The following is a 24,063-nucleotide window of genomic DNA, read 5'->3' on the forward strand; positions in this document are numbered from 1 at the left end:
ATTTTCAGATTATTTCTACCAATACTGCTCAATAAGTCCATTGGTGAGTACCGCTGCGATAGCAAACATCATAGTTGCTACTGCGATATCAATGCCTTTCTTAACATTCGGTTTAGATAGTGTTGGACCTAGCTTTGCTGCGCCCAATGACAAAGAATAAAACCAGACGAACGAAGCTAAGATGGTCCCGATAGCAAACGCAATTCTGTCGTTACCTTCAAACTGCCCGCCAATCGATCCAAGAATCACCACGGTATCCAAATAGAGGTGAGGGTTTAATACTGTAACCGCCAATGCACCCAAAATAACGGTGCGCTTACCGCGAGCCAGTATCTCTCCTTTCGACTCCTCGCTTGAGGGTGCTTTAAAGGCACTGCGCAGTGATAACAAACCATACACGGTTAGAAAAGCGATGCCGCCTAACGTCACTGAGGTGAGTAGCAATTCATTTTGCGACAGAATCGCACCGCCACCAAAGATACCCAATGAGATAAACAGAGTATCGAGCAGGCTACAGATTGTCGCGGTGGTTAAATGGTGGTTGCGCTTTATCCCTTGATTTAGGACGTACGCATTCTGAGCGCCAATAGGGATAATCATACTTGCCCCTAGACCAAAACCTTGTAATAAAACCCAAAAACTCATTTTAACCTCCACTTATTTAACGATATTTACGTGCTATATGGCGAAGATACTCTGACCCTTTAAATAAGTATAATTAATGATTTTAATCCATTATTAGAGTTGCTAATGTGGTGATGAGTTAGCTTAAAAAGGAAGCAAATTGATGCGCGGATTGGATTATAAATGGATTGAAGCACTGGATGCTGTAGTAAAACAACGTAGCTTCGAAAGGGCTGCTGAGCAGTTATATATCTCCCAGTCGGCGGTATCTCAACGCATCAAACAGCTGGAAAAGTGGTTGGCTCAGCCAGCCTTGGTGAGAGAAAGCCCGCCTAGGCCAACGCCTGCGGGTAAAAAACTACTGGGCTTATATCGCCGTGTTCGTTTGTTAGAGCACGAGCTTGTGCCTGAGTTGATGAATGAAGAGGGTAATCAACCACTATCGATATCCATAGCCACCAACGCTGATAGTTTGGCGACATGGTTGCTACCAGCTTTGTCGGATGTGATTAAGTCTCGCCAAGTCGAGTTGAACCTCGCGATTCATGGTGAGTCGAGAACCATTGAAAAGATTAAAAGTGGCGAGGTGGCCGGTGCAATCAGTTTGGAGTCTCAAGCGATTCCTGGCTGCAGTGCTGACTATCTCGGTAGGATGGATTATGTGTGCGTGGCTAGCCCTGACTTTCATCAGCGTTACTTTGCAGAGGGCGTAAACTACGCCACTTTAAGCAAAGCGCCTGCGGTTTCCTATGATCAATACGATGATCTGCATAAGAAGTTTCTGCATGATCATTTTAACGTCCCGAGAGACAGTGTGATCAATCATACAGTCGGCAGTTCAGAAGCATTTGTGCGCTTGGCATTATCGGGCGTTGCCTACTGTTTGATTCCTCGATTGCAGATTATCGAGGAGCTAGAGTCTGGTGCTTTGATTGATATTACGCCTGGCTTTTTGTTGTCTTACCGAATCTATTGGCACCATTGGCAATTAGAGAGTGGGGTATTAAAAGAGATCTCTCAAGCGATATTAAATTATGCCCACAACCACTTACCTCAGTAAGCTGTTGGTTTTTGCAGCGTCAAAGTTGTGTTAGAAGTCCTGTAGCGGGATTGGTTATATGACAAATTGCTCTATGATAAAAGAACATTTGTTCAGCATAGGTCTACCTAATGAAGTTTGTACCAAAGATGTTAGCAACGTCTCTTACTCTTACTGCAGCATTGAGTGCTGTGAGTTTTCCATCATTGGCTGACTCGCCATCTTTTCCGCATATTTCAACGACAGGCTATGGTGAAGTGATCGCGACACCAGATATGGCGACATTTTCTGTTAGAGTCGTGGAATCGACGATGACTGCTGAGCAGGCTAAAAACACAGTTGATAAAGTGGTGACTGGCTTTCTAAATAAGCTACATCAAGCGGGTGTTGATGAGGCGAATGTACACAGCTCTAACCTGTATTTATCTCCTCAATATCATTACCCGAAAAATGGTAAACCTGAACTGGTTGGTTACCGTGCATCACGTAATGTGACTGTTCAAGTGAATGAGCTAGCCAACTTAAATGACTACATGGATATTGCCATTGGGCAGGGTATTAACCAGATCGATAATATCCAACTTCAGGTTCGTGACCAAGCTAAGTATCAGGAGCAAGCGCGCTTGGAGGCCATTAAAGATGCGACATCAAAAGCTAAATCATTGGCGAGTGGTTTTGAGCGCGAGTTAGGTGATGTATGGCGCGTAGATTACAACGCACAATCTTCTCAGCCTGTATTGATGCGTTCAATGGCGATGGATGCGAGAACCGAGTCGAATTCTTATGAAGATTCGACGATCACCATTCGTGATCGAGTGAATGTGATCTACCAACTAGAAGAGTAGTGAACATACCTCAGGGAGGGATTAGATCATCATGATCTATTTACCTACAGTAGGCCAAATACTAAAAAGGCTCTCATTACGAGAGCCTTTTCTATTTTTACTTATGATCTAATTCGATGATTAGTGAAGTAGACGAGCACGAATTGTGCCTTCGATCTCTTTCAGTTTAAGCAGTGCTTCTTCTGAACGATTCGCTTCCACGTCGATAACCACATAACCCATATCTGCTGCAGTTTGTAAGTACTGACCTGCGATGTTAATCCCTTCCTCTGCGAAGATGGTGTTAATTTGAGTTAGGATACCCGGACGGTTTTCGTGAATGTGCAGCAGGCGAGAAGCACCTGTATGCAGTGGTAATGATACTTCAGGGAAGTTAACACTTGATAGCGTAGAGCCGTTATCAGAGTATTTCGCTAGCTTACCAGCAACTTCAACACCAATGTTCTCTTGTGCTTCTTGAGTTGAACCACCCACGTGAGGCGTTAGGATCACGTTATCGAACTGCATTAATGGAGACTCAAACGGGTCTGCATTGGTTTTTGGTTCTGTTGGGAAAACATCAATAGCCGCACCTGCAAGGTGTCCAGACTCCAGAGCGCCACACAGAGCAGGAATATCGACTACCGTGCCACGAGCTGCGTTGATAAAGATAGAACCAGGCTTCATGCGCTCGAACTCTTCTTTACCCATCATGTCTTTTGTTTCGTTGGTTTCAGGTACATGCAAAGAGATTACGTCACACTTGTTCAGTAATTCCGTCATGGTATGAACTTGCGTTGCGTTACCCAGAGACAGTTTGTTTTCAATGTCGTAGAAGTAAACACGCATGCCAAGGTTTTCAGCAATAATACCCAGTTGAGTACCGATGTGACCGTAGCCAATAATACCTAAACGCTTACCACGGGCTTCGTAAGAGTTGTCGGCACTCTTTTTCCAGATGCCACGGTGTGCAAGCGCGTTCTTTTCTGGAATGCCACGTAGTAGCAATAGAACCTGACCAAGAACGAGCTCAGCAACGCTTCGAGTGTTTGAGAACGGTGCGTTGAACACAGGGATACCGCGTTTTGCTGCTGCTTGAAGGTTGACTTGGTTAGTACCAATACAGAAACAACCGACGGCAACCAGCTTTTCAGCTGCATCAATAACTTCTTGGGAGATATTAGTGCGAGAACGAATACCAATGAAATGAGCATCTTTTACTGCTTCAAGAAGTTCATCTTCCGGTAGCGAGCCTTTGTGGTACTCAATGTTTGTGTAACCAGCGGCTTGCAGTACTTCTACAGAAGAAGGGTGAAGACCTTCTAGAAGTAGAATTTTAATTTTTTCTTTTTCCAGTGAAACTTTGGCCATTGTTCTCGTCCTTAAAATGGAAAGGTTGGGCAAATGCGGCGCACGTGCTACAAAATGGCTGAAAGGGGAACAAATTCACCACTTTGTTAGGAGACAAACGTTTTCCCTGTGCGTCTTCTGAACAATAAAGTAACAAAAAAAAAATGTTTTGGGTAAGAAAATTACGGAATAAGACATAATTTTACAGCAATAAAGCAAAAAAAACGGCGCCCTAGGGCACCGTATGTAATGAAGTAACAGAAAAATTCAATCTTCTATTATTTATTCTTCGATTTTTGCACCTTCAGGCGTGCCGGTGATAACCACATCAGCACCACGGTGAGCGAACAGACCAACCGTCACCACACCAGCTATACCATTGATGATATCTTCTAGTTGTTTCGGGTTTTCGATCGCCATGCCGTACACATCTAGGATCACGTTGCCGTTATCGGTTGTGCAGCCTTCGCGGTAAACTGGGTCACCACCAAGCTTAACCAACTCACGTGCCACGTATGAACGTGCCATTGGGATTACTTCAACAGGCAGTGGGAATTTACCCAACACATCAACTGCTTTAGTGCCGTCAACAATACACACAAACTTATCAGAGATAGCCGCTACGATTTTTTCACGAGTCAAAGCAGCGCCGCCGCCTTTGATCATATCGCGTGAAGCGTTAATCTCGTCTGCGCCATCAACATAGATGTCTAGTTTGAATACGTCGTTGCACTCAAATACTTTGATTTCTAGTGCTTCTAGTTTTTCAGTAGAGGCTACAGAGCTTGAAACCGCACCTTTGATTTTGTCTTTCATTGTGCCAAGTGCGTCGATGAAGTGATTTACTGTAGAGCCAGTACCTACACCTACAATGCTGCCTTCTTCAACATATTGAAGTGCTGCCCAGCCAGCTGCTTTTTTCATTTCATCTTGAGTCATGCCATTCTCCTGAATAAGGTCTTGCGCTTTGAATTAATCGTTCGCGTATTGAAGTTAACGTTTATATATCGAGGTTAACGTTTGCGGCGCGATTATAGCGCTTTAATGGTTGTTTTCCCATTGCCAAGTTTTACTCGGAGTCACGATTTTAGGTAACGGAATGTCCCATTCTTCAATCGGTAGCGTATCAACATGTTGGCAATCATGAGCCAAACCAATAGGAGCTGCACCTTCGCCCGTCTCGAACCACTTTGCCAAGGTGCGATCGTAATATCCGCCGCCCATACCTAAACGATGGCCATGGGAGTCAAAGCCGACAAGGGGCGTAAGAATAAGGTCGAGTTGCTGACAAGGTTTAACCAGCATTTGATTGAGCTGAGGTTCGACAATACCGTACTTATTCAAGACCGTCGGTGTGGTTGGCGAGTAGTGTAAAAACAGCAGGTGCCCGGCAGAGAAGGGGTGCAATACTGGTAAATAAGTTTGCTTACCTTGCGCCCATAACCATTCGATTAAAGGCTGAGTATCGAGTTCGCCATCGATAGAGATATAGAGGGCAATATGCTGAGCAGACTGAATTTCATCAAGCTGCATGCACTGCTTAACTAAGTCGATACCGGATTGAGTTTGTTGGTCGCCAGATAAGGCATTGCGTTTGATACGGATCTGTTTGCGAAATTCGCTGCGTGTGAGCGTCTTCATAAGAAGGGATACCCCAAAGTGCCGTTGAGAATAGATGGCCCTTGAACCAGCGAGTTCAAGGCGGATCAGCAATGATTACCGTAGGCTTCTCGGTCGGGCCGAGCATGCTCAATAGCACTCAAGTACTAACCCTTAGGGATTGCTTATCGGCTCGGGGACGTGAATCCTCTGACAAACACTCCAGGGTAAATTTTGTGTACGCTATTGCTGTCCGTGCTTAACTTTACTGAGGACATCTGAAAGTGATGTCGTGAGCTGTTCCATTCGCTCGGTCAGTGCGTTTTGTTCATCATTTGCTTCAAACTTCTTGGTTTGTAATTCGTAGCAAATATTCAGAGCTGCGATAGTCAGCAGCTTCACTTCATTGGTTACCTTAGTACGTTCAGCCATCTCTTTCAATCGATTATCAAGATCGGCCGCCGCTGCAATCAATGACTCTTCTTGCCCTGGTGGACAATTCACTCGAGTCAGTTTTCCTAATATTTCAACGTCTACCGCTTGATTACTCATGATGGATGAACTCTTTAACGCGCTATTTTAAGGCTGTTGCCCTTCGCCATTTTTTGAGAAAGAAAAAGTGCAAGTACCGATGAGGAAGCAATCTCCTCTGAGGGAGAAACTATAGGTAAACCGCTATTAAGATTCAAGCTTTTCAGAGTGACTGTTTGTAAATGAGAGCTTGAGCACACAGTAATTCAGCAAATTGAACAATTGGTAGTCAGTCATCCTTCAATTGCTGGGGATCGATGCTTACCAGAATTGGGGTGAAGTGGTACGATTATACTATCGATATAAAGAATAACTGAGCGAGCTATCTGATGAGCGAAACTACTTTACCTGACTACCTAACGGTTGCGACTGAACTTCAATCGGCAAGTCTAGCCGTAACCCCTGCTGAGATGCACGGTTTATTAACGGGTATGTTAAGCGGAGGCTTAAGCCTTGCAGATAAAAGCTGGCAACCACTGATCTTCGATTACACCAATGAAGGCATGGGCTGGCCAGATCGCGCGCTAACGCTTGCGGAAGCAACACTGAAAGTCACAACCAGTGAAATCACAGGCTCAGGCATGGAACTGTCTATGCTGCTGCCGGACGAAGACGCAAGCGCAAGCCTATTTGACTTGGCTGATGGTGTGTCTGATTGGATTAACCATTTCATTTCTGGTCTAGGCTTGGTTGGCGCTCAATTGAACAAAGCGTCTGACAGTACAAAAGAAGCATTAGCTGATCTAGAAGAGATGGCTAAGCTAGGCATTGACGAAGAAGATGATCTGGAAGAGCAAGCGCAGCTTCTAGAGCACGTTATTGAGCACGTAAAAGCGTGTGCACTAACGATTCATGCTGAATTTGGTGCTCGCCCATCTGAAGATGCGGCGCCTACCATTCATTAATTCGTTGGCCGGTTTGAGGTTATGATGGCTCAGTATGATGTTGTAATTGCTGGTGGCGCAATGGCAGGGGCAACCTTAGCCCTTGCTTTGAATCACCTAAGCCAAGGTTCACTGTCGATTGCGGTAGTGGAGCCTTATCAGGTTGATCATCAAGCTCACCCTGGGTTTGATTCTCGTTCGATTGCTTTGTCCTATGGCACGGTGCAGATCCTGGATTCTTTGCGCTTATGGCAATCTATCGCTCCGGTCGCGACCCCGATTAAAGATATCCATGTTTCGGATCGCGGGCATGCCGGAATGACAGACATCTACAGTGAAGAGCTTGCTGTAGATGCGCTTGGCTACGTGGTCGAGTTAGCAGATGTGGGTCGAATCTATCAGCAGAAACTTGAATCAGAAGCGGCAATTACCATGCTTTGTCCTGAGTCTGTTAGTAAAGTTGAACGTGAAGAAGCGTTGACGACGATTGAACTGACAAGTGGGCAAACAGTAACCACTAAGTTACTGGTTGCTGCTGACGGTGCAATCTCAACCTGTTGCCAACAGCTCAATATCTCATTGAGTGAGCACGACTTTGAGCAAGTCGCTGTGATTGCCAATATTGTGGCGAGTGAACCTCACCAAGGTCGCGCATTTGAGCGTTTTACCCATCATGGGCCAGTTGCTCTATTACCGATGAGTGACAACCGTTTATCGCTGGTTTGGTGTTTAACACCAGAGCAAGCACAAAAAGTGATGACGCTAAACGACAATGAATTTCTTGAGCAATTGCAGAATGACTTTGGCTGGCGACTTGGCCGATTAGAGAAGGTCGGCAAGCGCGCGAGTTACCCTCTGATTCTTCGTCACCGACAGCAAAATATCTCTCATCGATTTGCCATTGTTGGTAATGCTGCTCAAACGCTTCACCCAATTGCGGGGCAAGGCTTTAACCTAGGCATCCGAGATGTGGCTTCCTTGGCAGAAGAGTTGTGTACCCAGTTAGATGATGTAGGTCGTTACCGTGGTCTTGTTAACTTTAGAAAGCGTAGAGAACAAGACCGAGACGCAACGATCACGTTGACTTCAAGCCTAGTTCACCTGTTCTCAAACGATTATATGACCGCTCGCATTGGGCGTAATCTTGGGTTAGCCGTAATAGATAACCTTCCACCACTTAAAGGTCCACTTTTGCGTCATACGCTTGGCCTAGTAGAAAGATAAGGTAATAAATAATGATGCAAAGTGTTGATATCGCGATTGTTGGTGGTGGCATGGTTGGCCTAGCGCTTGCTGCTGCCCTAAAAGACAGTGACCTAAGAATCGCTGTCATTGAAGGCAGAGCTCCCAGCGAAGGGCTGAGTGAGCTGCCTGATGTGCGTGTATCCGCGTTGAGTCGTTCTAGTGAAGTGATTCTTCGTAACCTAGGTGCATGGCAAGGTATCGAACAAAGACGCGCTGCACCGTATCAAGCGATGGAAGTGTGGGAACAAGACAGTTTCGCTCGTATTGAGTTTGACTCGACACGCTTGGCTCAGCCTAATCTTGGTCATATCGTTGAAAACCGTGTGATTCAATTAGCGCTGCTTGATCAGGTTAAGAAACAAGACAACGTCAGCCTGTATATGCCCGCAACGTGTAAAACGATGGCGATTGGTGAAAGTGAAGCTTGGTTAACATTGGACAATGGTCAAGCACTGACAGCTAAGTTAGTTGTTGGAGCAGACGGCGCAAACTCTTGGGTTCGTAAGCAGCAAGATATCCCATTAACACATTGGGATTACGGACACAGTGCGATTGTCGCGAACATCAAAACCACAGAGCCGCACCACAGCGTTGCTCGTCAAATCTTCACGCCTCAAGGCCCATTGGCATTCCTACCAATGCAACCAAGCAACATGAGCTCGATTGTTTGGTCTACGGAACCAAATCGTGCCGAGAAGCTGGTATCTATGTCGGATGCTGATTTTAATAAGCAGCTAACGGCAGAGTTCGATTCAAAGCTTGGACTGTGCGAAGTGGTTGGTGACCGTTTTGCCTTCCCACTGCGTATGCGTTATGCGCGTGACTTTGCGGTAGAGCGTGTGGCTTTGGTTGGTGATGCTGCTCATACCATTCACCCATTAGCAGGGCAGGGTGTGAACCTTGGCTTATTAGACGCAGCAAGCTTAGCGCAAGAGCTGTTAAAGCTATGGTCTGCGGGTGAGGATATTGGCACCAAGCGTAATCTTCGCGGCTACGAGCGCTGGAGAAAAGCTGAGGCGGCGAAAATGATTGCTTCAATGCAGGGCTTTAAAGATCTGTTTGAAGGCGATAATCCGGCTAAGAAGCTAATTCGTGGTATCGGTATGAAGCTTGCTGGTCAATTACCGGGTGCGAAAGATGAGATAATGAAGCGAGCGCTGGGTTTGTCGGGCAATCTTCCGGATTTAGCTAAGCGCCCCGTAGCACACCGATAGTCGCGTGAGATGGATTGCTGTTGATGGTCAGTAGCTAACGTTGATAGCAATTGACGACATCACGAACACGAAAAAGGGTTGGCATTATGCCAACCCTTTTTGTTTTTAATTCTTTAGACTATCAGATCATGCGTACGCGCAGCGCAGTTTCATGATTTCACTATTTATTTCTTTCACGGTTTGGAAGTGACGCTTCTCTGCTCGGTCTGGTAGTACGAGTTTACCGTTATCAAACTCAAATTTACCTACGCCGTAAATGTAGATTCGTCCTTTGAAAAGTCGACTTACATGTTTAGCAATCATACTCGGTGTATAGCGCTTAAACAGTCTCATTCTTAATTATCCTTATATTTACCTAGCCTGCATATTATAGAAAAACTCCGAGATAATAATTGTGATAAGCATGGAGTTATATGCAGTAGCGTTGACGTTAATTAGATATTTGTGCTGTTCTAAGCACTTTCTTCAGTAAATATCTATTTTTACGTGAGCTCCTCCCCAAAATAATACTGAGTAGTGAACTGCCGTGAACTTTTCTGTTCAGTATTAAGCAGTGATAATGTTACAAGTATAAGAATAGGCGGGATTTTTTTGTTTGTGTAATCAAATTGTAAATTTCGGACAAAAAAAAGCCCGTCTAAAACGGGCGAATAGTCACAGATGCATTACACAAAAGTGGATACTGATGTTACTCAGTGGATTCACTTGCACTGATTTGCTTAATAGCTAGTCAGTAAATTTACAATAACGCAAATTTAACTTTGTGACTACTTATGCTTTTATTTTGAGTAACTATTTATTAATGGTGTGTTCTTCTTATGACGAGGTTCACACTAAAAATGTACTCAATGAAATATTAAAATGAAGTTTGCGAAGCATGATCTAAACGATCATCGACTGATGTCCGCGACGGTCGGTGCACATAGCGCCATAAGATCATTGAGATCCAGCGCAACGCCAGCCATTCGGTCGCCGGAGCTAATGGTTACGGTCGAGTTGTTTTGAATGGAAGGATCAAAAATGATCGGCATGTGTCTCTTGAGAGCGAGCGGACCAACACAACCCACTTTAAAACCGGTGATCGCTTCAACATCAGCGAGCGACACGCAGGTCATTCGACGGCAATTCAGTACCGAGCGTACTTTCTTGGGGTCGACAGAGCGATCGCCAGCAGTACAGGCTAACGCATACTGGTTGCCCATATCCTTGAGCAGGATGCACTTCACCATTTGAGAGGCGTCGATGCCTCGCTCTTGTGCAGTTTCTTCAATGCTGGTGGTTGGCTTGCTTTGCATCAGCAGGCGATAATTCACCTGCTGTTGATCCAGCCATTGTGTAATCTGCGTTTCCACGTGGTTACTCGTCGTCAAGGCTGTACGGCAGTGGCAGGATATTCCATGTTTGATCAGGCTGCGCGGTCAGTCGCAGCTGAACATCGTCATCAAGGTTGTTTGGCAGTACCATCAAACCAATCGCTCGGTTATCAGCAAATTGATAGACGTTTAATAGTCGGCCTGCGCCACGCCAGTTCTCACCCACACTACGTTCCAGTTCAATAGGGTTTTCTAACGACAGCACGTCCGCAGTTGTGCCCGACACAATGCGCATCTCACGCTTGTTCATGCCACGGTACTTAGCACGAGCAACCGTTTCTTGACCTGTGTAACAGCCTTTTGAAAAGCTGATACCGCCAATCGCTTGCAGGTTAAGCGCTTGAGGGATGTGCTCGTTTTGCTCTGCTTTCGATAGGTTAGGCTGAGCATCAAGAATTTCATGATATTGCCAAAGTGTTTCTGATACTTTCTCCGCAGCGCTGTTTGATACCAAGGCTTCAGCGGCTTCTTCTGTCACAAGTAGAGCCCAGCGGTTATCTGCAACTTGAACCGCTGTACCACCAGAGATAGCACGCACATTACTTTGGCTTTCTGAAATAGAATCAATGTATTGATTAGCTGACGAACCCATCACACCGATAACAACGTCAGACGTTTGCTCGATATCGACCTTAGAGAACACCGCGTACTTCTTGATTTCAACGAGCTCGACTTCAATCGCTGATTTAGGTTGCATGAGTGCGTAGCCACCGTTGTGGTGGAACAAACGAAAGATGCTCCATACCTTTCCTTTTGCATCACAGTGCGCGCCTAATGTGGATTCATCATTAGGAAGAGTGACGACATCGCACGTTACTTGACCCTGTAGGTACGACTTTTTGTCATCGCCTATCATGGTAATTGCACTCCAGTCTGATACGTGTGTCATCATCAGTTCTGGAAGCGATTCATTTTGCGTATGAGCGAGTGGCTGAAATATGTTTTTCCAATCCATTTTATCTTTCCTAAGAATTTTATTTGGCTCTATGTTAATCCGGTTCTGTTTCTTTGTCAGCCTAGGTTTTTTTGTGAGCTTAGATAGGGACTGTGACTCACATAGTAGTTGCAGGGCGTATGACTTGTTACACTCCGAGAAAGAAAAATTATAGGTGAGGATAGCCAATGTACACTGCAGAGCAGAAAGCACGAATTAAATGGGGTTGCCGTCGCGGCATGTTAGAACTTGATGTAGTCATCATGCCATTTTTCGAAGAGTGTTTTGATTCATTGCAAGAGCAGGAACAGCGCGAGTTTGTTTCTCTATTAGAGTGTGATGACCCAGATTTGTTTACTTGGGTGATGGGACACGGACGCAGTGAAAACCTAGGCCATGCATCAATGGTTGATAAAATTGTCGCACACAACCTCAGCAAGGTTCGTTAAGCTCCAGCTTAACCCTTCATATTCCGCATTATTCGCAAAGGGCACTGTTTTCGGGTGCCTTTTGTTTTTCATCGTCCTGTCTTCTATTCCACTTGTTGTCAGCCTTTATTGCTTGGCACTGCTGATTCATCTGCTTCAAACTAATCATCTGATTTTGAATAGTGCCCATGGCCGTTTTGATTATAAAGAGGATGGTGATATTCGACTCAATGACCGAACTTACCGACTCAAGTCCGTTGATAAGATCTGGGCGCAGTTCTTCGTTAAATTACAGTTTGAATGTGGGTACTCGGTACTGCTTTGGCGAGACAGCTGTTGCGAGCGCGAATATCGTCATTTTCTGGCGAACTTACAACGAACACGCTAGATAAAAGAAAGCGTTAGACAAAAGAAAAGGGAGCTCTCGGCTCCCTTTCGTTTAATCATTTTCCGCTGACGGCTAATTCGCTAAGCACGTTTAACCAATTATTATGATTGGCGTTTCTCTGGCGTCAGAATCGTTGGGCCACTGTCTTCAGCAAGTTCAGGGTAATCCAACGTGTAGTGTAGGCCGCGGCTCTCTTTGCGCTGCATTGCACAACGAACCATTAGCTCTGCCACTTGTAGCAAATTACGCAGTTCTAATAAGTTATTCGAAACCTTGAAGTAGCTGTAGTACTCATGAGTTTCTTGTTGCAGCATCTGAATACGGCGTAATGCACGCTCTAGTCGTTTATCCGTTCGAACAATGCCCATGTAATCCCACATGAACAGGCGCAGTTCGTGCCAGTTGTGTTGAATGATAACTTCTTCATCACTGTTGGTGACTTGGCTTTCATCCCATGCAGGCAGTTCAGCGCACAATTGAGATTGGTCGATGTTTTCAACGATATCTTTTGCTGCTGCCCATGCGTAAACCACACACTCAAGCAGTGAGTTAGAAGCCATTCGGTTTGCACCGTGTAAGCCGGTGTAGCTCACTTCGCCAATCGCATACAAGTTCGTTAGGTCGGTTTGACCCTGCTTATTAACCATGACACCACCACACGTGTAGTGAGCGGCTGGTACGATAGGGATCGGCTCTTTGGTCATATCGATGCCCAAGTCCATCAAGCGAGTATGGATCATCGGGAAGTGCGCTGTGATGAATTCTTCAGGCTTGTGGCTGATATCAACATACATACAGTCGGCACCCAAGCGCTTCATTTCGAAGTCAATTGCACGAGCAACCACATCACGTGGCGCCAGTTCACCGCGCTCATCGAAGTCCTTCATAAAGCGAGAACCATCTGGACGACGCAAGTAAGCACCTTCACCACGCAGTGCTTCCGTTAGTAGGAAGTTACGCGCTTCTGGGTGGAATAAACAAGTTGGGTGGAACTGGTTGAACTCAAGGTTTGCCACACGACAACCCGCACGCCAAGCGATAGCAATACCATCACCTGAAGAAACATCTGGGTTAGAGGTGTATTGGTAAACCTTTGAAGCGCCGCCTGTTGCTAATACAACAAACTTAGCGCGCACGGTTTCAACATGTTCTTGGTTACGGTTCCAAATGTAGGCACCGATCACCTTGTCTTTTGAACCACCAATCTTATCTTCCGTGATCAAATCCAGCGCATTGTGGCGCTCGAAGATCTCGATATTTGGGTGGTTGTTGACGTTATCTTGTAGTGAGGTTTGCATCGCCATGCCAGTTGCATCGGCAGCGTGCAGAATTCTGCGGTGACTGTGGCCACCCTCACGAGTGAGGTGATATTTTGGTTGGCCTTCTGTGCTGTTCTCATCTTTATCAAATGGAACACCACCATCAATTAGCCATTGCACACACTCTTTTGCATTTTCAGCAATGAATTGAACTGTATCTTCTTCGCATAACCCAGCCCCAGCTATTTGAGTATCTTCTACATGAGACTCAATACTGTCCGACTCATCGAACACCGCGGCGATACCACCTTGTGCGTAATACGTCGATCCTTCGCTGCGTGGTCCTTTGCTTAATACAATTACTTTTGCATGTTCTGCTACGCGTAAGGCTAATGACAAGCCTGCCGCACCACTTCCTACCACTAATACATCACACTGATGTTCACGGTTTGCGTTCATAAAACTTATTAAATCCCGGGCTATAGTCGAGTTGTCCACTCTCAATTGACTTTGTCTTGTTTTAGGAGTTTGGCTAAGACTGTTATAATCTCTCCAGAGTCATCCTTAAACGCTATGCAAAATCAATATATAGACAGCTATCTAGAAATATTTAATTGCTCAATACCATTGCTTTTGCTCAAGTTTCCCCAAATTGATAGGGATAGCTATTTTTATTACATCACATTGTGAAACAATAATGGCAAATAATTTTAAGAAAGTTGGAACTTTCGGTATTTGGCTTAGTCACAATAGTGCTCTTGTAGACGGTGGTGTCAATACTACATTTCGCATAATTAGTACCCATATCTGTGAAGGTGAGGGTTATAACAATAGGAGTACCCGCTCGAATGAACGAGCAGCTAACCGATCAAGTGTTGATTGAGCGAGTTCAGAGTGGAGATAAGCAGGCATTTAACTTACTAGTGGTTAAGTATCAAAACAAAGTTTGTAATCTTATCTCTCGATACGTGAATAATTCCGGTGATGTACCTGATGTAGCACAAGAAGCTTTTATTAAAGCTTACCGCGCGATACCTAACTTTCGTGGCGAGAGTGCCTTCTATACATGGTTATACCGAATTGCCGTGAACACCGCTAAAAATCATATCGTTGCCCAAAGCCGTAGGCCGCCAGCAACCGATGTAGATGCAGAAGATGCAGAATATTACGAAACAGGCAGCGCGTTAAAAGAAATATCGAACCCTGAGAACTTAACGCTGTCTAAAGAATTGAAACAAGTTGTTTTTGGAGCGATTGAAGCGCTACCAGAAGACTTAAAAACTGCAATGACGTTGCGAGAGCTCGAAGGTTTGAGCTACGAAGAGATTGCAGAAGTAATGGATTGCCCTGTAGGAACCGTACGTTCGCGTATTTTCCGAGCTCGTGAAGCGGTGGAAAAGAAAATCAAACCTCTTTTGCAACGCTAGAACTTGTAATAATTATGGTGAAAATAATGGCTGATAAAGAAAAGCTTTCGGCACTCATGGATGGTGAAACGATCGATAAAGCTCTCATTGTAGATCTAGAATCTGATCAAGAAAGCATGGATACTTGGCAGAGTTACCATTTAATTGGTGATGTTATGCGTGGGGATTCGCCAGAAACTCCAGAGTGGAACATTGCTAATAGTGTAGCGGCAGCGCTTGAGAACGAGCCTGCACATGGTTCAATGTCGAACCTGCACCAAGTGAATGTTGAACCTACTGTTGATCCAATTGAAGAGCAACCTAAACCTCAGCAAGCGAAGCGTCAGCTTCCGGCGTGGTTACAACAGTTTGGACAAGTTGCCGTGGCAGCGTGTGTTTCATTAGCCGTTGTATTAGGTGTTCAACAATATGGTGGTAGCGACCCTGCAGCACCAGAGCAGTTGCCTGTACTCCAGACGATTCCATTTGCCGGTTCTGCGGAACCAGTAAGTTTAACGCGTGACTCTGTTGAGAAACCAGCATCTGAAGCTAACTTGCAAGAGCAGCGCAAACGCGTTCATGCATTGTTAGAAGATTATGAGCTGCAGCTAAGATTAAACAGTGATGCATCGCCAATGCAAGATGCACATCTAGAATCGGACATTGAATGAAGAAAATCCTGGTCAGTGCACTGACACTGTTCAGCTTGATGTCTCCAACAGCCTTTGCAGAGGAAACCACTGCAAAGGCCTTGTTGCATCAAATGAACGAGGCCAGTCAGCATCTAAATTACGAACTCTCCTACATTTTGATAAAGAAGAGCAGTATTGAGCCTCTTGTTTATCGCCATGCGGTTAACGACGACCAACAACTTGCACACCTTGTTTATCTAAGCGGCCCTGTTCGTGAAGTCATTCGACGTGGCAACGAAGTTAGCTACATCGAGCCGGGTACAGAGCCATTTACGATTCAGTCAGGCAGCATGGTTGCGCCTGTTATTCCGATGATTAATCGAGATATCGAATCTCTGAATCAGTACTACGACTTTGTGAAAGTTGGTCGCTCTCGTGAAGCAGGTAGCACCACTCAAGTGCTGCGTGTCGTGCCGAAAGATGGCCTTCGCTACTCTTACGTGGTTTGGGTAGACGAAAAAACGAATCTTCCTTTGCGTGCCGACCTTTTGGATCGTGATGGCGAAGTGCTTGAACAGTACCGCACTATCTCTTACGTGGTGAACGATAAGATTGCTGAGGCTATGGGTGGCTTGAGCCAAGCTCAATTGCCGAAAGTTTTATCATTACCGGAAGGCTTAGTGAGTGAAACTAACTGGCAAGCGTCGTGGATTCCTGAAGGGTTTAAATCAAAAGAGCTTAGCCGCTATCAAATGGCTGCGACCGATAAAATGGTTGAAAGTCAGCTTTTCAGTGATGGACTGTTTAACTTTTCGGTTTATATCGCGGAAAAAGATGAGCATTCATTGAAAGGGCAGCTGGTGCGTCAAGGGCGTAGAACCTTGCACAGCTTAGTGATTGGCGATAAAGAGATCTCTGTGGTTGGTGACATTCCGCCGGCAACTGCAAAACGTATTGCTCAGTCAGTTACATTTAATAAATCGGTACAAGCGCAATGATGACCGCGCTGGCGACCGTTAGCTCGGTTGAACAAAAAGGTAAGCAATACTTTGTTCAATTGAGCTGCGAACAACAAACCAGTTGTAGCAGCTGTTCTTCTCAAAAAAACTGCGGTACGGGTATTGTGACCAAGGCTGTTGGCAATAAATCTTTGTTTTGGCAGCTTAAAACCAAAAGCTTAGTCAAAGCTGGACAAATCGTAGAAATTGGCTTTCCAGAAAAAAGCCTACTTCAGTCGGCGGCGATTGTTTATCTCATCCCACTTTTCATGTTGATGATTGGTGCTGGTTTTGGGCAACTCTTGTTACAACCCTTACTCCAGGGGGGCGAGGGCATTGTTATCTTAAGTGCAGCACTGTTTACTGCTGGTGGGATTGCCTTAGCGAAGCGGTTAGCCAAACCCATGGAAGACAAATCCAAGCAAGAAGTCGTCTTGATTCGAATCCTAGGTGAGTCTCTCGTCTAATTTATGATGCTTCTTGCCCTTAAATTGGGTAGAATCTGCCAACTTGATTGAAATGCCGCCACCAATGCTGACTGTAGATTGGACGCGTCGCGGCTTTCTTATTATCCCTATTCAAAGAGTTTAGTCACACCAAGCCTATGAAGCACATTCGTAATTTTTCGATTATCGCCCACATCGACCACGGTAAGTCGACCCTTTCTGACCGCTTAATCCAAGTTTGTGGAGGATTAAGTGAACGTGAGATGGCAGCTCAAGTCCTCGATTCTATGGATATAGAACGCGAGCGTGGTATTACAATTAAAGCGCAGAGTGTGACTTTAGATTACAAAGCTAAAGATGGTGAAACTTACCAACTTAACTTTATCGACACTCCTGGACACGTAGACTTCTCTTACGAAGTATCTCGTTCTCTAGCGGCTTGTGAAGGCGCACTACTTGTAGTGGATGCTGGCCAAGGTGTTGAAGCACAAACTCTAGCAAACTGTTACACAGCAATCGAAATGGAACTGGAAGTAGTGCCAATCTTGAACAAGATTGACCTACCAGCTGCTGAACCAGAACGTGTTGCTGAAGAAATCGAAGAGATCGTTGGCATCGATGCGATGGAAGCGACTCGCTGTTCTGCGAAAACAGGTTTGGGTGTTGATGATGTTCTAGAAAACATCGTGACGGCAATCCCGCCACCGGAAGGTGATCCTGAAGCGCCTCTACAAGCGTTGATCATTGACTCTTGGTTCGATAACTACCTTGGCGTAGTTTCTTTGGTTCGTATCAAAAACGGTAAGCTGAAGAAGAACGATAAGATCAAAGTAATGTCGACAGACCAAGTATGGGGTGTTGACCGTCTAGGTATCTTCACGCCTAAGCAAATCGATACTACAGAGCTAAATACTGGCGAAGTAGGTTGGGTTGTTTGTGGTATTAAAGACATCCTAGGTGCACCGGTTGGTGATACGTTGACGCTTGCAAAAGGCGGCAGCACTGAACGTCTACCTGGTTTCCAAAAAGTGAAGCCTCAGGTATACGCTGGTCTATTCCCTGTATCATCTGATGACTACGAAAACTTCCGTGACGCGTTAGGCAAATTAAGCCTGAACGATGCATCACTGTTCTTTGAACCAGAAAGTTCAGCAGCACTTGGTTTTGGTTTCCGTTGTGGCTTCTTAGGAATGCTTCACATGGAGATCATCCAAGAGCGTCTAGAGCGTGAATACGACCTAGACCTAATCACAACTGCTCCAACAGTAGTGTATGAAGTTGTAAAAACAGATAAAACGGTTCTTTACGTTGATAGCCCGGCTAAACTGCCAGCGGTTAATGACCTCGAAGAAATTCGTGAGCCAATTGCACGCTGTAATATTCTGGTACCTTCGGATTACCTAGGTAACGTAATCACACTGTGTGTTGAGAAGCGTGGCGTACAAGTAGACATGGTCTACCACGGTAACCAAGTTGCTGTGACGTACGATCTTCCTATGGCAGAAGTAGTTCTAGACTTCTTCGACCGTCTGAAGTCAACGTCTCGCGGCTATGCATCATTGGATTACAACTTCCAACGTTACGAGCCATCAAACATGGTACGTGTAGACGTACTGCTGAATGGCGAAACAGTTGATGCACTAGCTATCATTACGCACAAAGATATTGCTCAGTCTCGTGGTCGTCTACTGGTAGAGAAGATGAAAGAATTCATCCCTCGTCAGATGTTCGATATCGCGATTCAAGCAGCGATTGGTAACCACATCATTGCTCGTTCTACAGTGAAACAACTGCGTAAGAACGTAATCGCAAAATGTTACGGTGGTGATATCAGTCGTAAGAAGAAACTTCTTAAGAAACAAAAAGAAGGTAAGAAGCGTATGAAGCAGATCGGTAACGTTGAACTGCCTCAAGAAGCTTTCCTTGCAATCCTTCATGTTGGAAAAGACTAGGTATCAATCGCACTAACTATCTGCTGAATATTACTGGTTAAAATCGTTTATTTCTTTGTTGCAAAGATTGCAATTAGGCCCACTAGTCACTGCACTTTGCGCCTCGAACTAAACGATTTTTCCTGCGTAATCTTCCCAGCATTTAGTCAGCATGATTGATACAAATTAGAAATATTAAGCAGAGTGAAAGAGTTATGCTCTTTCACTTTCGTTATTTTTAAAGAAATGAAATTTAAGGGATATCAATGGCTAACACATTTTCGCTTATCTTAGTGATCGTAACTCTAGTAACCGGCATTGTATGGGCGTTGGAAAAGTTTGTGTGGGCGAAGAAGCGCCAGCAAAAGCTTGCTGACGTTGAAGCACAATCGAATGGCCTAGACGCTGAAACTAGCGCAAAAGTTACGGCTCAACCTTGGTGGGTTGAGAACAGTGTGTCCATTTTCCCGGTAATTGCATTTGTTTTGGTTCTGCGTTCATTTATTTATGAACCGTTTCAAATCCCTTCTGGCTCGATGATGCCAACGCTTTTGGTTGGTGACTTCATCTTGGTAGAGAAGTACGCGTACGGTCTAAAAGACCCAGTATGGCGCACTCAACTGGTAGAAACGGGCAAGCCAGAGCGTGGTGATTCAATCGTATTTAAGTACCCACCTCAGCCTAACATCGACTACATCAAGCGTGTTGTTGGTATGCCAGGTGACACCATTCGCTACAGCAGTCGTAAAGAGATCTGCATTCAGGCGAAGGGTACAAGTAGCTGTGAACCAGTGAAACTAAGTAATGTTGAAGAGAGCCAATTTATTCAAGATGGTGTGCCTCTGATTCAGCTGAACGAACAGCTTGGAGACGTAGAACACCAGATTTTAGTTAACCCATTGCGCCGCGATCGTGTGCAAGCATATCAGCCTCGCAATGGTGTTAACGAATGGGTCGTTCCAGAAGGCCAGTACTTTGTGATGGGTGATAACCGTGACAACAGTGCCGATAGCCGTTACTGGGGCTTTGTCCCTGAAGCAAACCTTGTTGGTAAGGCCGTTGCTATTTGGATCAGCTTCGAATTCGAACGCGGTTCAGACAGTGTACTTCCAACATGGATTCCTACTGGTGTGCGTTTTAATCGCATCGGTGGGATTCATTAATCGATCACATAACACATCGAGAGAGCATGAATTCTCCAATTGATAAACTAGAGAGAAAGATTGGCTATCAGTTTAATGATGCCGATCTTATCCACTTGGCGCTGACTCACCGCAGCGCCGCAGGTAAACATAACGAACGTCTTGAGTTTCTGGGCGATTCAATTTTAAGTTTTGTTATCGCTGATGATCTTTACCACCGTTTTCCTAAGGTAAACGAAGGTGATATGAGCCGCATGCGCGCAACATTAGTACGTGGTCATACATTGGCAGAACTAGGTCGTGAATTCGAACTAGGAGATTACTTAAAATTAGGTCCAGGTGAGTTGAAGAGTGGCGGTTTCCGTCGTGATTCTATTCTAGCGGATGCGGTTGAAGCGGTCATCGGCGCTGTCTATTTAGATAGTGATACCGAGACGGTTCGCGGCATTATTTTAAGCTGGTACCAATCTCGCCTAGATGCTATTCAGCCTGGAGTATCTCAAAAAGATCCGAAAACTCGCCTACAAGAGTTTTTGCAAGGTCGAAGAAATCCTCTACCTGTCTACACAGTGACTAATATTAAAGGTGAAGCACACAACCAAGAGTTTACGGTTGAGTGTGAAGTGGCAGGTGTGGATAAACCTGTTATCGGTAAAGGCACTAGCCGCCGCAAGGCAGAACAAGCGGCTGCTGAAACAGCATTAGAGCAACTAAGCAATGTCTGATAACAACCAAGATTTCGATATCGATGCATTCTTTTCATCTGATAGCAAAAAAACAGGCCTACCGGAAAACCAACACTGTGGCTTCATCGCTATTGTCGGTCGCCCAAATGTAGGTAAGTCGACGCTTCTGAACCATATTCTGGGTCAGAAGATTTCTATTACATCACGTAAACCACAGACGACACGTCACCGTATTATGGGCGTTGAAACTGAGGGTGATTACCAAGCGATCTTTGTTGATACTCCTGGACTTCATATTGAAGAAAAGCGTGCCATCAACCGCTTGATGAACCGTGCGGCGAACAGCTCATTGAGTGATGTAAACCTAGTATTCTTCCTTGTCGATGGTACTCACTGGACTGACGACGATGAGATGGTTCTGAACAAACTGAAGAAGACTGACTTCCCAGTTGTACTTTGCATCAACAAAGTAGATAACGTTCAAGACCGTACTAACGTGATGCAGCACATGATGGAAGTCTCTAAGAAGATGGACTTCATTGATGTAGTGCCAATCTCAGCGAAGCAAGGTAAAAATATTGATGTACTGCGTAAGCACGTACGTGAACATTTACCTAAAGCGACACACCACTTCCCTGAAGAATACGTGACTGATCGCTCGCAACGTTTTATGGCCTCTGAAATTATCCGTGAAAAGCTGATGCGCTTTACGGGTGACGAGCTACCTTACTCGGTAACGGTTGAAATCGAACGTTTCGATTACAACCCAGATAACGATGGCTTCCACATCAATGCACTGATTCTTGTTGAGCGTACAGGCCAGAAGAAAATGGTGATTGGTAAAGCGGGCGAGAAGATCAAAACGATTGGTCGTGAAGCGCGTATCGATATGGAAGAGCTATTCGGCCGTAAGGTTTACCTAGAGACTTGGGTCAAGGTTAAATCTGGCTGGGCTGATGATGAGCGTGCACTTCGCTCGTTAGGCTACATCGACGATCTATAATATATTGAACGTCACTTTCTGAGATTAAGAAAGTTGAACTGAAGATAAATCCAAGAGAGAGTGCGAACTCTCTCTTTTTGTATCTGTAATAAGGGTAAGTGATTGAGCGAAGGGTTACAGCGATGCTTTGTGTTGCACCGTCGACCATACAGTGAGTCGAGCCTGATCTTGGACGTCTTCAGCGAAGAGTTCGGTCGGGTGACGTTGATGTCTAAAGGCGCTCGCAGCAAGCGTTCCAATTTGAAAGGTGCATTACAACCTTTTACGCCGCTATTGCTTAAGTGGTCTGGTAATGGTTCGATGAAAACCTTACGCCAAGCTGAACCCATCAGCTTGGGGCTCCCTCTCGCCGGTATTAATCTGTATTCAGGCATGTACGTGAACGAGCTTATCGGTCGGGTATTGATGGCGGAAGTACCGATGCCTGCACTTTTTCACGACTATCTTCATGCTTTAACAGAGCTGGCGCATAATGATAATCCTGAGCCAGCACTGCGTCGCTTTGAGCTGGCTCTATTATCTGCTATGGGTTACGGCGTCGACTTTTTACACTGCGCGGGCACTGGCGAAGCGATTGATCCGAGCATGACTTATCGCTATCGAGAGCAGAAAGGTTTCATCGCTTCAGTACGTCGAGATAACCTGACTTTTATGGGCGATGAACTTATTGCAATCAGCGAACGTAGGTTTATCACTAAAGAGCAGTTAAAAGCGGCAAAACGCTTTACACGCATAGCCTTAAAGCCGTATCTTGGCGGCAAACCATTAAAAAGTAGAGAGCTATTTATGCCAACAATAGCCCTCTCCAGAGCACGGAGTATTGGAAAATGAGCTCAATCCTTTTAGGCGTTAATATCGACCATATTGCAACACTACGTAATGCACGTGGTACTAAATACCCAGATCCAGTACACGCAGCTGAAATCGCTGAACGTGCTGGTGCAGATGGCATTACTATTCACCTGCGTGAAGACCGTCGTCACATCGTTGATCGCGATGTGCGTATTCTGGCTGAAACACTTCAAACTCGCATGAACTTGGAGATGGCCGTAACGGACGAGATGGTTCAAATTGCACTCGATACTAATCCTGAGTTTGTTTGTCTGGTTCCTGAAAAACGTGAAGAGCTAACCACTGAAGGTGGCTTGGACGTAGTTGGTCAACTAGAGAAGATCAAAGCGGCGACACAAAAACTGTCTGCAGCAGGTATCAAGGTATCTCTGTTTATCGATGCTGACCGTGAGCAAATCGATGCTGCAAAAGCGTGTGGCGCACCGTTCATTGAACTGCACACTGGTCACTATGCTGATGCTAAGACAGAAGAAGATCAACAAGACGAGCTTAAGAAGATCGCAGCAGGCGCAAGCTATGCAGATGACTTAGGTATCACAGTCAATGCGGGTCATGGTCTGACTTACCACAACGTAGCACCTATTGCGGCACTTCCAGAGATCTACGAGCTGAACATCGGTCACTCGATCATGGGACGTGCAGTGTTTGATGGCTTAAACAAAGCCGTTGCAGACATGAAAGCAATCATGGAAACAGCACGTAACAACGCTTAGTTCGGCAAGTCGTCGGCACTAAGCGATGTACAGTTAATCATTAGACAGAAGTTAAGTAGTAGAGGAAACATGGCAGTTGTTGGATTAGGTACAGATATCGCAGAAATCGAACGTGTCGAGAAGGCGCTGTCGCGAAGTGGCGACGCTTTTGCTCAGCGTATTTTGACGGATTCTGAGTTTGAAGTATTCCAACAGTTGAAGCAAAAAGGCCGTTACCTTGCAAAACGTTTTGCTGCTAAAGAAGCTGCATCTAAGGCGTTAGGTACGGGGATTGCGCTGGGTGTTACCTTCCACGACTTTGAGATTTCAAACGATGAGCATGGTAAGCCAGTATTGAGCTTACACAAGAAAGCGCGTGAAATCGCAGAGGCGAATGGCACAACATCGATTCATCTGACTATCTCGGATGAGCGTCACTACGCTGTGGCAACGGTGTTACTCGAATCGTAAACAGATTATCGCGACTTTATATCTAGTGCTCTTGGCTCTAGACAGAAAAAAGCAGAGCTCATGAGCTCTGCTTTTTTATTGGCGGGTAAACCCTCTAAAGAATACTAGTGAG

Annotated in this window: 27 protein-coding genes and 1 other RNA gene; 18 read left to right on the forward strand and 10 right to left on the reverse strand. The window is 45.3% G+C overall.

The window, feature by feature from the left end; translation table 11 throughout:
* Positions 1-15 precede the first annotated feature (15 nt).
* On the reverse strand, positions 16-645 hold the full coding sequence (locus AB4558_RS00195) for a LysE/ArgO family amino acid transporter (protein WP_372074350.1): 630 nt from the start codon (positions 643-645) through the stop codon (positions 16-18).
* 142 nt (positions 646-787) lie between these two features.
* Between AB4558_RS00195 and AB4558_RS00200 the strand changes: the two genes are divergently transcribed.
* Together AB4558_RS00200 and AB4558_RS00205 are read left to right on the forward strand one after the other, a co-directional pair.
* Positions 788-1,684, forward strand: coding sequence for a LysR family transcriptional regulator ArgP (locus AB4558_RS00200; protein WP_372074348.1), 897 nt, complete (start codon positions 788-790; stop codon positions 1,682-1,684).
* A gap of 110 nt (positions 1,685-1,794) precedes the next feature.
* Positions 1,795-2,508, forward strand: a complete 714-nt coding sequence (locus AB4558_RS00205) for an oxidative stress defense protein (RefSeq protein ID WP_004735362.1) — start codon at positions 1,795-1,797, stop codon at positions 2,506-2,508.
* 120 nt (positions 2,509-2,628) lie between these two features.
* Here the strand turns inward: AB4558_RS00205 and serA are convergent, their stop codons facing one another.
* From serA to zapA, 5 genes are all read right to left on the reverse strand, one after another.
* Positions 2,629-3,858, reverse strand: coding sequence for a phosphoglycerate dehydrogenase (gene serA, locus AB4558_RS00210; protein ID WP_372074346.1), 1,230 nt, complete (start codon positions 3,856-3,858; stop codon positions 2,629-2,631).
* 261 nt (positions 3,859-4,119) lie between these two features.
* Positions 4,120-4,776, reverse strand: a complete 657-nt coding sequence (rpiA, locus tag AB4558_RS00215; RefSeq protein WP_048605825.1) for a ribose-5-phosphate isomerase RpiA — start codon at positions 4,774-4,776, stop codon at positions 4,120-4,122.
* Positions 4,777-4,878: 102 nt separating this feature from the next.
* Entirely contained in the window at positions 4,879-5,478 is a 600-nt protein-coding gene (locus tag AB4558_RS00220) for a 5-formyltetrahydrofolate cyclo-ligase (RefSeq protein ID WP_017059056.1), read from the reverse strand.
* 6 nt (positions 5,479-5,484) lie between these two features.
* Positions 5,485-5,668, reverse strand: a non-coding RNA gene (gene ssrS / locus AB4558_RS00225) — 6S RNA.
* Positions 5,669-5,679: 11 nt separating this feature from the next.
* Positions 5,680-5,988 (reverse strand): cell division protein ZapA, encoded by a 309-nt coding sequence (gene zapA / locus AB4558_RS00230; protein WP_004735366.1) that lies wholly within the window; start codon positions 5,986-5,988, stop codon positions 5,680-5,682.
* 308 nt (positions 5,989-6,296) lie between these two features.
* On the opposite strand from zapA, the gene AB4558_RS00235 reads away from it, so the two are divergent.
* Genes AB4558_RS00235 through AB4558_RS00245 form a run of 3 tightly spaced genes read left to right on the forward strand, consistent with a single transcriptional unit; the run spans position 6,297 to position 9,310 of the window.
* Entirely contained in the window at positions 6,297-6,872 is a 576-nt protein-coding gene (locus AB4558_RS00235) for a YecA family protein (RefSeq protein WP_017070457.1), read from the forward strand.
* 24 nt (positions 6,873-6,896) lie between these two features.
* Positions 6,897-8,075, forward strand: a complete 1,179-nt coding sequence (gene ubiH, locus AB4558_RS00240; RefSeq protein ID WP_017059054.1) for a 2-octaprenyl-6-methoxyphenyl hydroxylase — start codon at positions 6,897-6,899, stop codon at positions 8,073-8,075.
* An 11-nt stretch (positions 8,076-8,086) separates the two neighbouring features.
* Complete coding sequence (locus AB4558_RS00245; protein WP_372074343.1) at positions 8,087-9,310, forward strand: FAD-dependent 2-octaprenylphenol hydroxylase; 1,224 nt, start codon at positions 8,087-8,089, stop codon at positions 9,308-9,310.
* 126 nt (positions 9,311-9,436) lie between these two features.
* On the opposite strand, the gene AB4558_RS00250 is transcribed toward AB4558_RS00245, so the two are convergent.
* The 3 genes from AB4558_RS00250 to ygfZ form a co-directional block, all read right to left on the reverse strand.
* Entirely contained in the window at positions 9,437-9,643 is a 207-nt protein-coding gene (locus tag AB4558_RS00250; protein ID WP_009847660.1) for a DUF1107 domain-containing protein, read from the reverse strand.
* A gap of 557 nt (positions 9,644-10,200) precedes the next feature.
* Positions 10,201-10,662 carry an aminoacyl-tRNA deacylase gene (locus AB4558_RS00255; protein ID WP_029235114.1) on the reverse strand — a complete coding sequence of 154 codons (462 nt, stop codon included), beginning with the start codon at positions 10,660-10,662 and terminating at the stop codon, positions 10,201-10,203.
* Positions 10,663-10,666: 4 nt separating this feature from the next.
* Positions 10,667-11,638, reverse strand: a complete 972-nt coding sequence (gene ygfZ / locus AB4558_RS00260) for a tRNA-modifying protein YgfZ (RefSeq protein ID WP_372074340.1) — start codon at positions 11,636-11,638, stop codon at positions 10,667-10,669.
* Between the two features lie 167 nt (positions 11,639-11,805).
* On the opposite strand from ygfZ, the gene AB4558_RS00265 reads away from it, so the two are divergent.
* Both AB4558_RS00265 and AB4558_RS00270 read left to right on the forward strand, forming a co-directional pair.
* Positions 11,806-12,066, forward strand: coding sequence for a succinate dehydrogenase assembly factor 2 (locus tag AB4558_RS00265; RefSeq protein WP_004735374.1), 261 nt, complete (start codon positions 11,806-11,808; stop codon positions 12,064-12,066).
* On the forward strand, positions 12,014-12,433 hold the full coding sequence (locus tag AB4558_RS00270) for a protein YgfX (RefSeq protein ID WP_372074337.1): 420 nt from the start codon (positions 12,014-12,016) through the stop codon (positions 12,431-12,433). The genes AB4558_RS00265 and AB4558_RS00270 overlap by 53 nt, the downstream gene beginning before the upstream one ends.
* Positions 12,434-12,534: 101 nt before the next feature.
* On the opposite strand, the gene nadB is transcribed toward AB4558_RS00270, so the two are convergent.
* On the reverse strand, positions 12,535-14,151 hold the full coding sequence (gene nadB / locus AB4558_RS00275; protein WP_017059049.1) for an L-aspartate oxidase: 1,617 nt from the start codon (positions 14,149-14,151) through the stop codon (positions 12,535-12,537).
* A gap of 389 nt (positions 14,152-14,540) precedes the next feature.
* On the opposite strand from nadB, the gene rpoE reads away from it, so the two are divergent.
* The 11 genes from rpoE (at position 14,541) to acpS (ending at position 23,951) form a co-directional block, all read left to right on the forward strand.
* A complete protein-coding gene (gene rpoE / locus AB4558_RS00280; protein ID WP_008223963.1) occupies positions 14,541-15,119 on the forward strand; it encodes an RNA polymerase sigma factor RpoE in 579 nt (192 codons plus the stop codon).
* 26 nt (positions 15,120-15,145) lie between these two features.
* Positions 15,146-15,769 (forward strand): RseA family anti-sigma factor, encoded by a 624-nt coding sequence (locus AB4558_RS00285; RefSeq protein WP_372074334.1) that lies wholly within the window; start codon positions 15,146-15,148, stop codon positions 15,767-15,769.
* A complete protein-coding gene (gene rseB, locus AB4558_RS00290; protein WP_017059047.1) occupies positions 15,766-16,728 on the forward strand; it encodes a sigma-E factor regulatory protein RseB in 963 nt (320 codons plus the stop codon). The genes AB4558_RS00285 and rseB overlap by 4 nt, the downstream gene beginning before the upstream one ends.
* Positions 16,725-17,195, forward strand: coding sequence for a SoxR reducing system RseC family protein (locus AB4558_RS00295; RefSeq protein ID WP_017059046.1), 471 nt, complete (start codon positions 16,725-16,727; stop codon positions 17,193-17,195). The genes rseB and AB4558_RS00295 overlap by 4 nt, the downstream gene beginning before the upstream one ends.
* Positions 17,196-17,332: 137 nt before the next feature.
* Positions 17,333-19,126, forward strand: a complete 1,794-nt coding sequence (gene lepA / locus AB4558_RS00300) for a translation elongation factor 4 (RefSeq protein WP_017059045.1) — start codon at positions 17,333-17,335, stop codon at positions 19,124-19,126.
* 245 nt (positions 19,127-19,371) lie between these two features.
* Positions 19,372-20,268, forward strand: coding sequence for a signal peptidase I (gene lepB / locus AB4558_RS00305; protein ID WP_017068697.1), 897 nt, complete (start codon positions 19,372-19,374; stop codon positions 20,266-20,268).
* A gap of 26 nt (positions 20,269-20,294) precedes the next feature.
* Entirely contained in the window at positions 20,295-20,972 is a 678-nt protein-coding gene (gene rnc, locus AB4558_RS00310; protein ID WP_017066012.1) for a ribonuclease III, read from the forward strand.
* The gene (gene era, locus AB4558_RS00315; RefSeq protein WP_017059042.1) at positions 20,965-21,936 is read left to right on the forward strand and encodes a GTPase Era; all 972 of its coding nucleotides are present in this window, start codon (positions 20,965-20,967) and stop codon (positions 21,934-21,936) included. Before rnc ends, era begins: the two co-directional genes overlap by 8 nt.
* Positions 21,937-22,038: 102 nt before the next feature.
* Positions 22,039-22,767 (forward strand): DNA repair protein RecO, encoded by a 729-nt coding sequence (gene recO, locus AB4558_RS00320; protein WP_019826299.1) that lies wholly within the window; start codon positions 22,039-22,041, stop codon positions 22,765-22,767.
* A complete protein-coding gene (gene pdxJ, locus AB4558_RS00325; protein ID WP_017059040.1) occupies positions 22,764-23,501 on the forward strand; it encodes a pyridoxine 5'-phosphate synthase in 738 nt (245 codons plus the stop codon). The genes recO and pdxJ overlap by 4 nt, the downstream gene beginning before the upstream one ends.
* A 69-nt stretch (positions 23,502-23,570) precedes the next feature.
* Positions 23,571-23,951 (forward strand): holo-ACP synthase, encoded by a 381-nt coding sequence (gene acpS, locus AB4558_RS00330; protein WP_017059039.1) that lies wholly within the window; start codon positions 23,571-23,573, stop codon positions 23,949-23,951.
* Positions 23,952-24,063: the final 112 nt, after the last annotated feature.

Origin of the sequence: Vibrio sp. 10N.222.51.C5 (genome assembly GCF_041474575.1) — a bacterium.
Classification (GTDB): domain Bacteria; phylum Pseudomonadota; class Gammaproteobacteria; order Enterobacterales; family Vibrionaceae; genus Vibrio; species Vibrio crassostreae_C.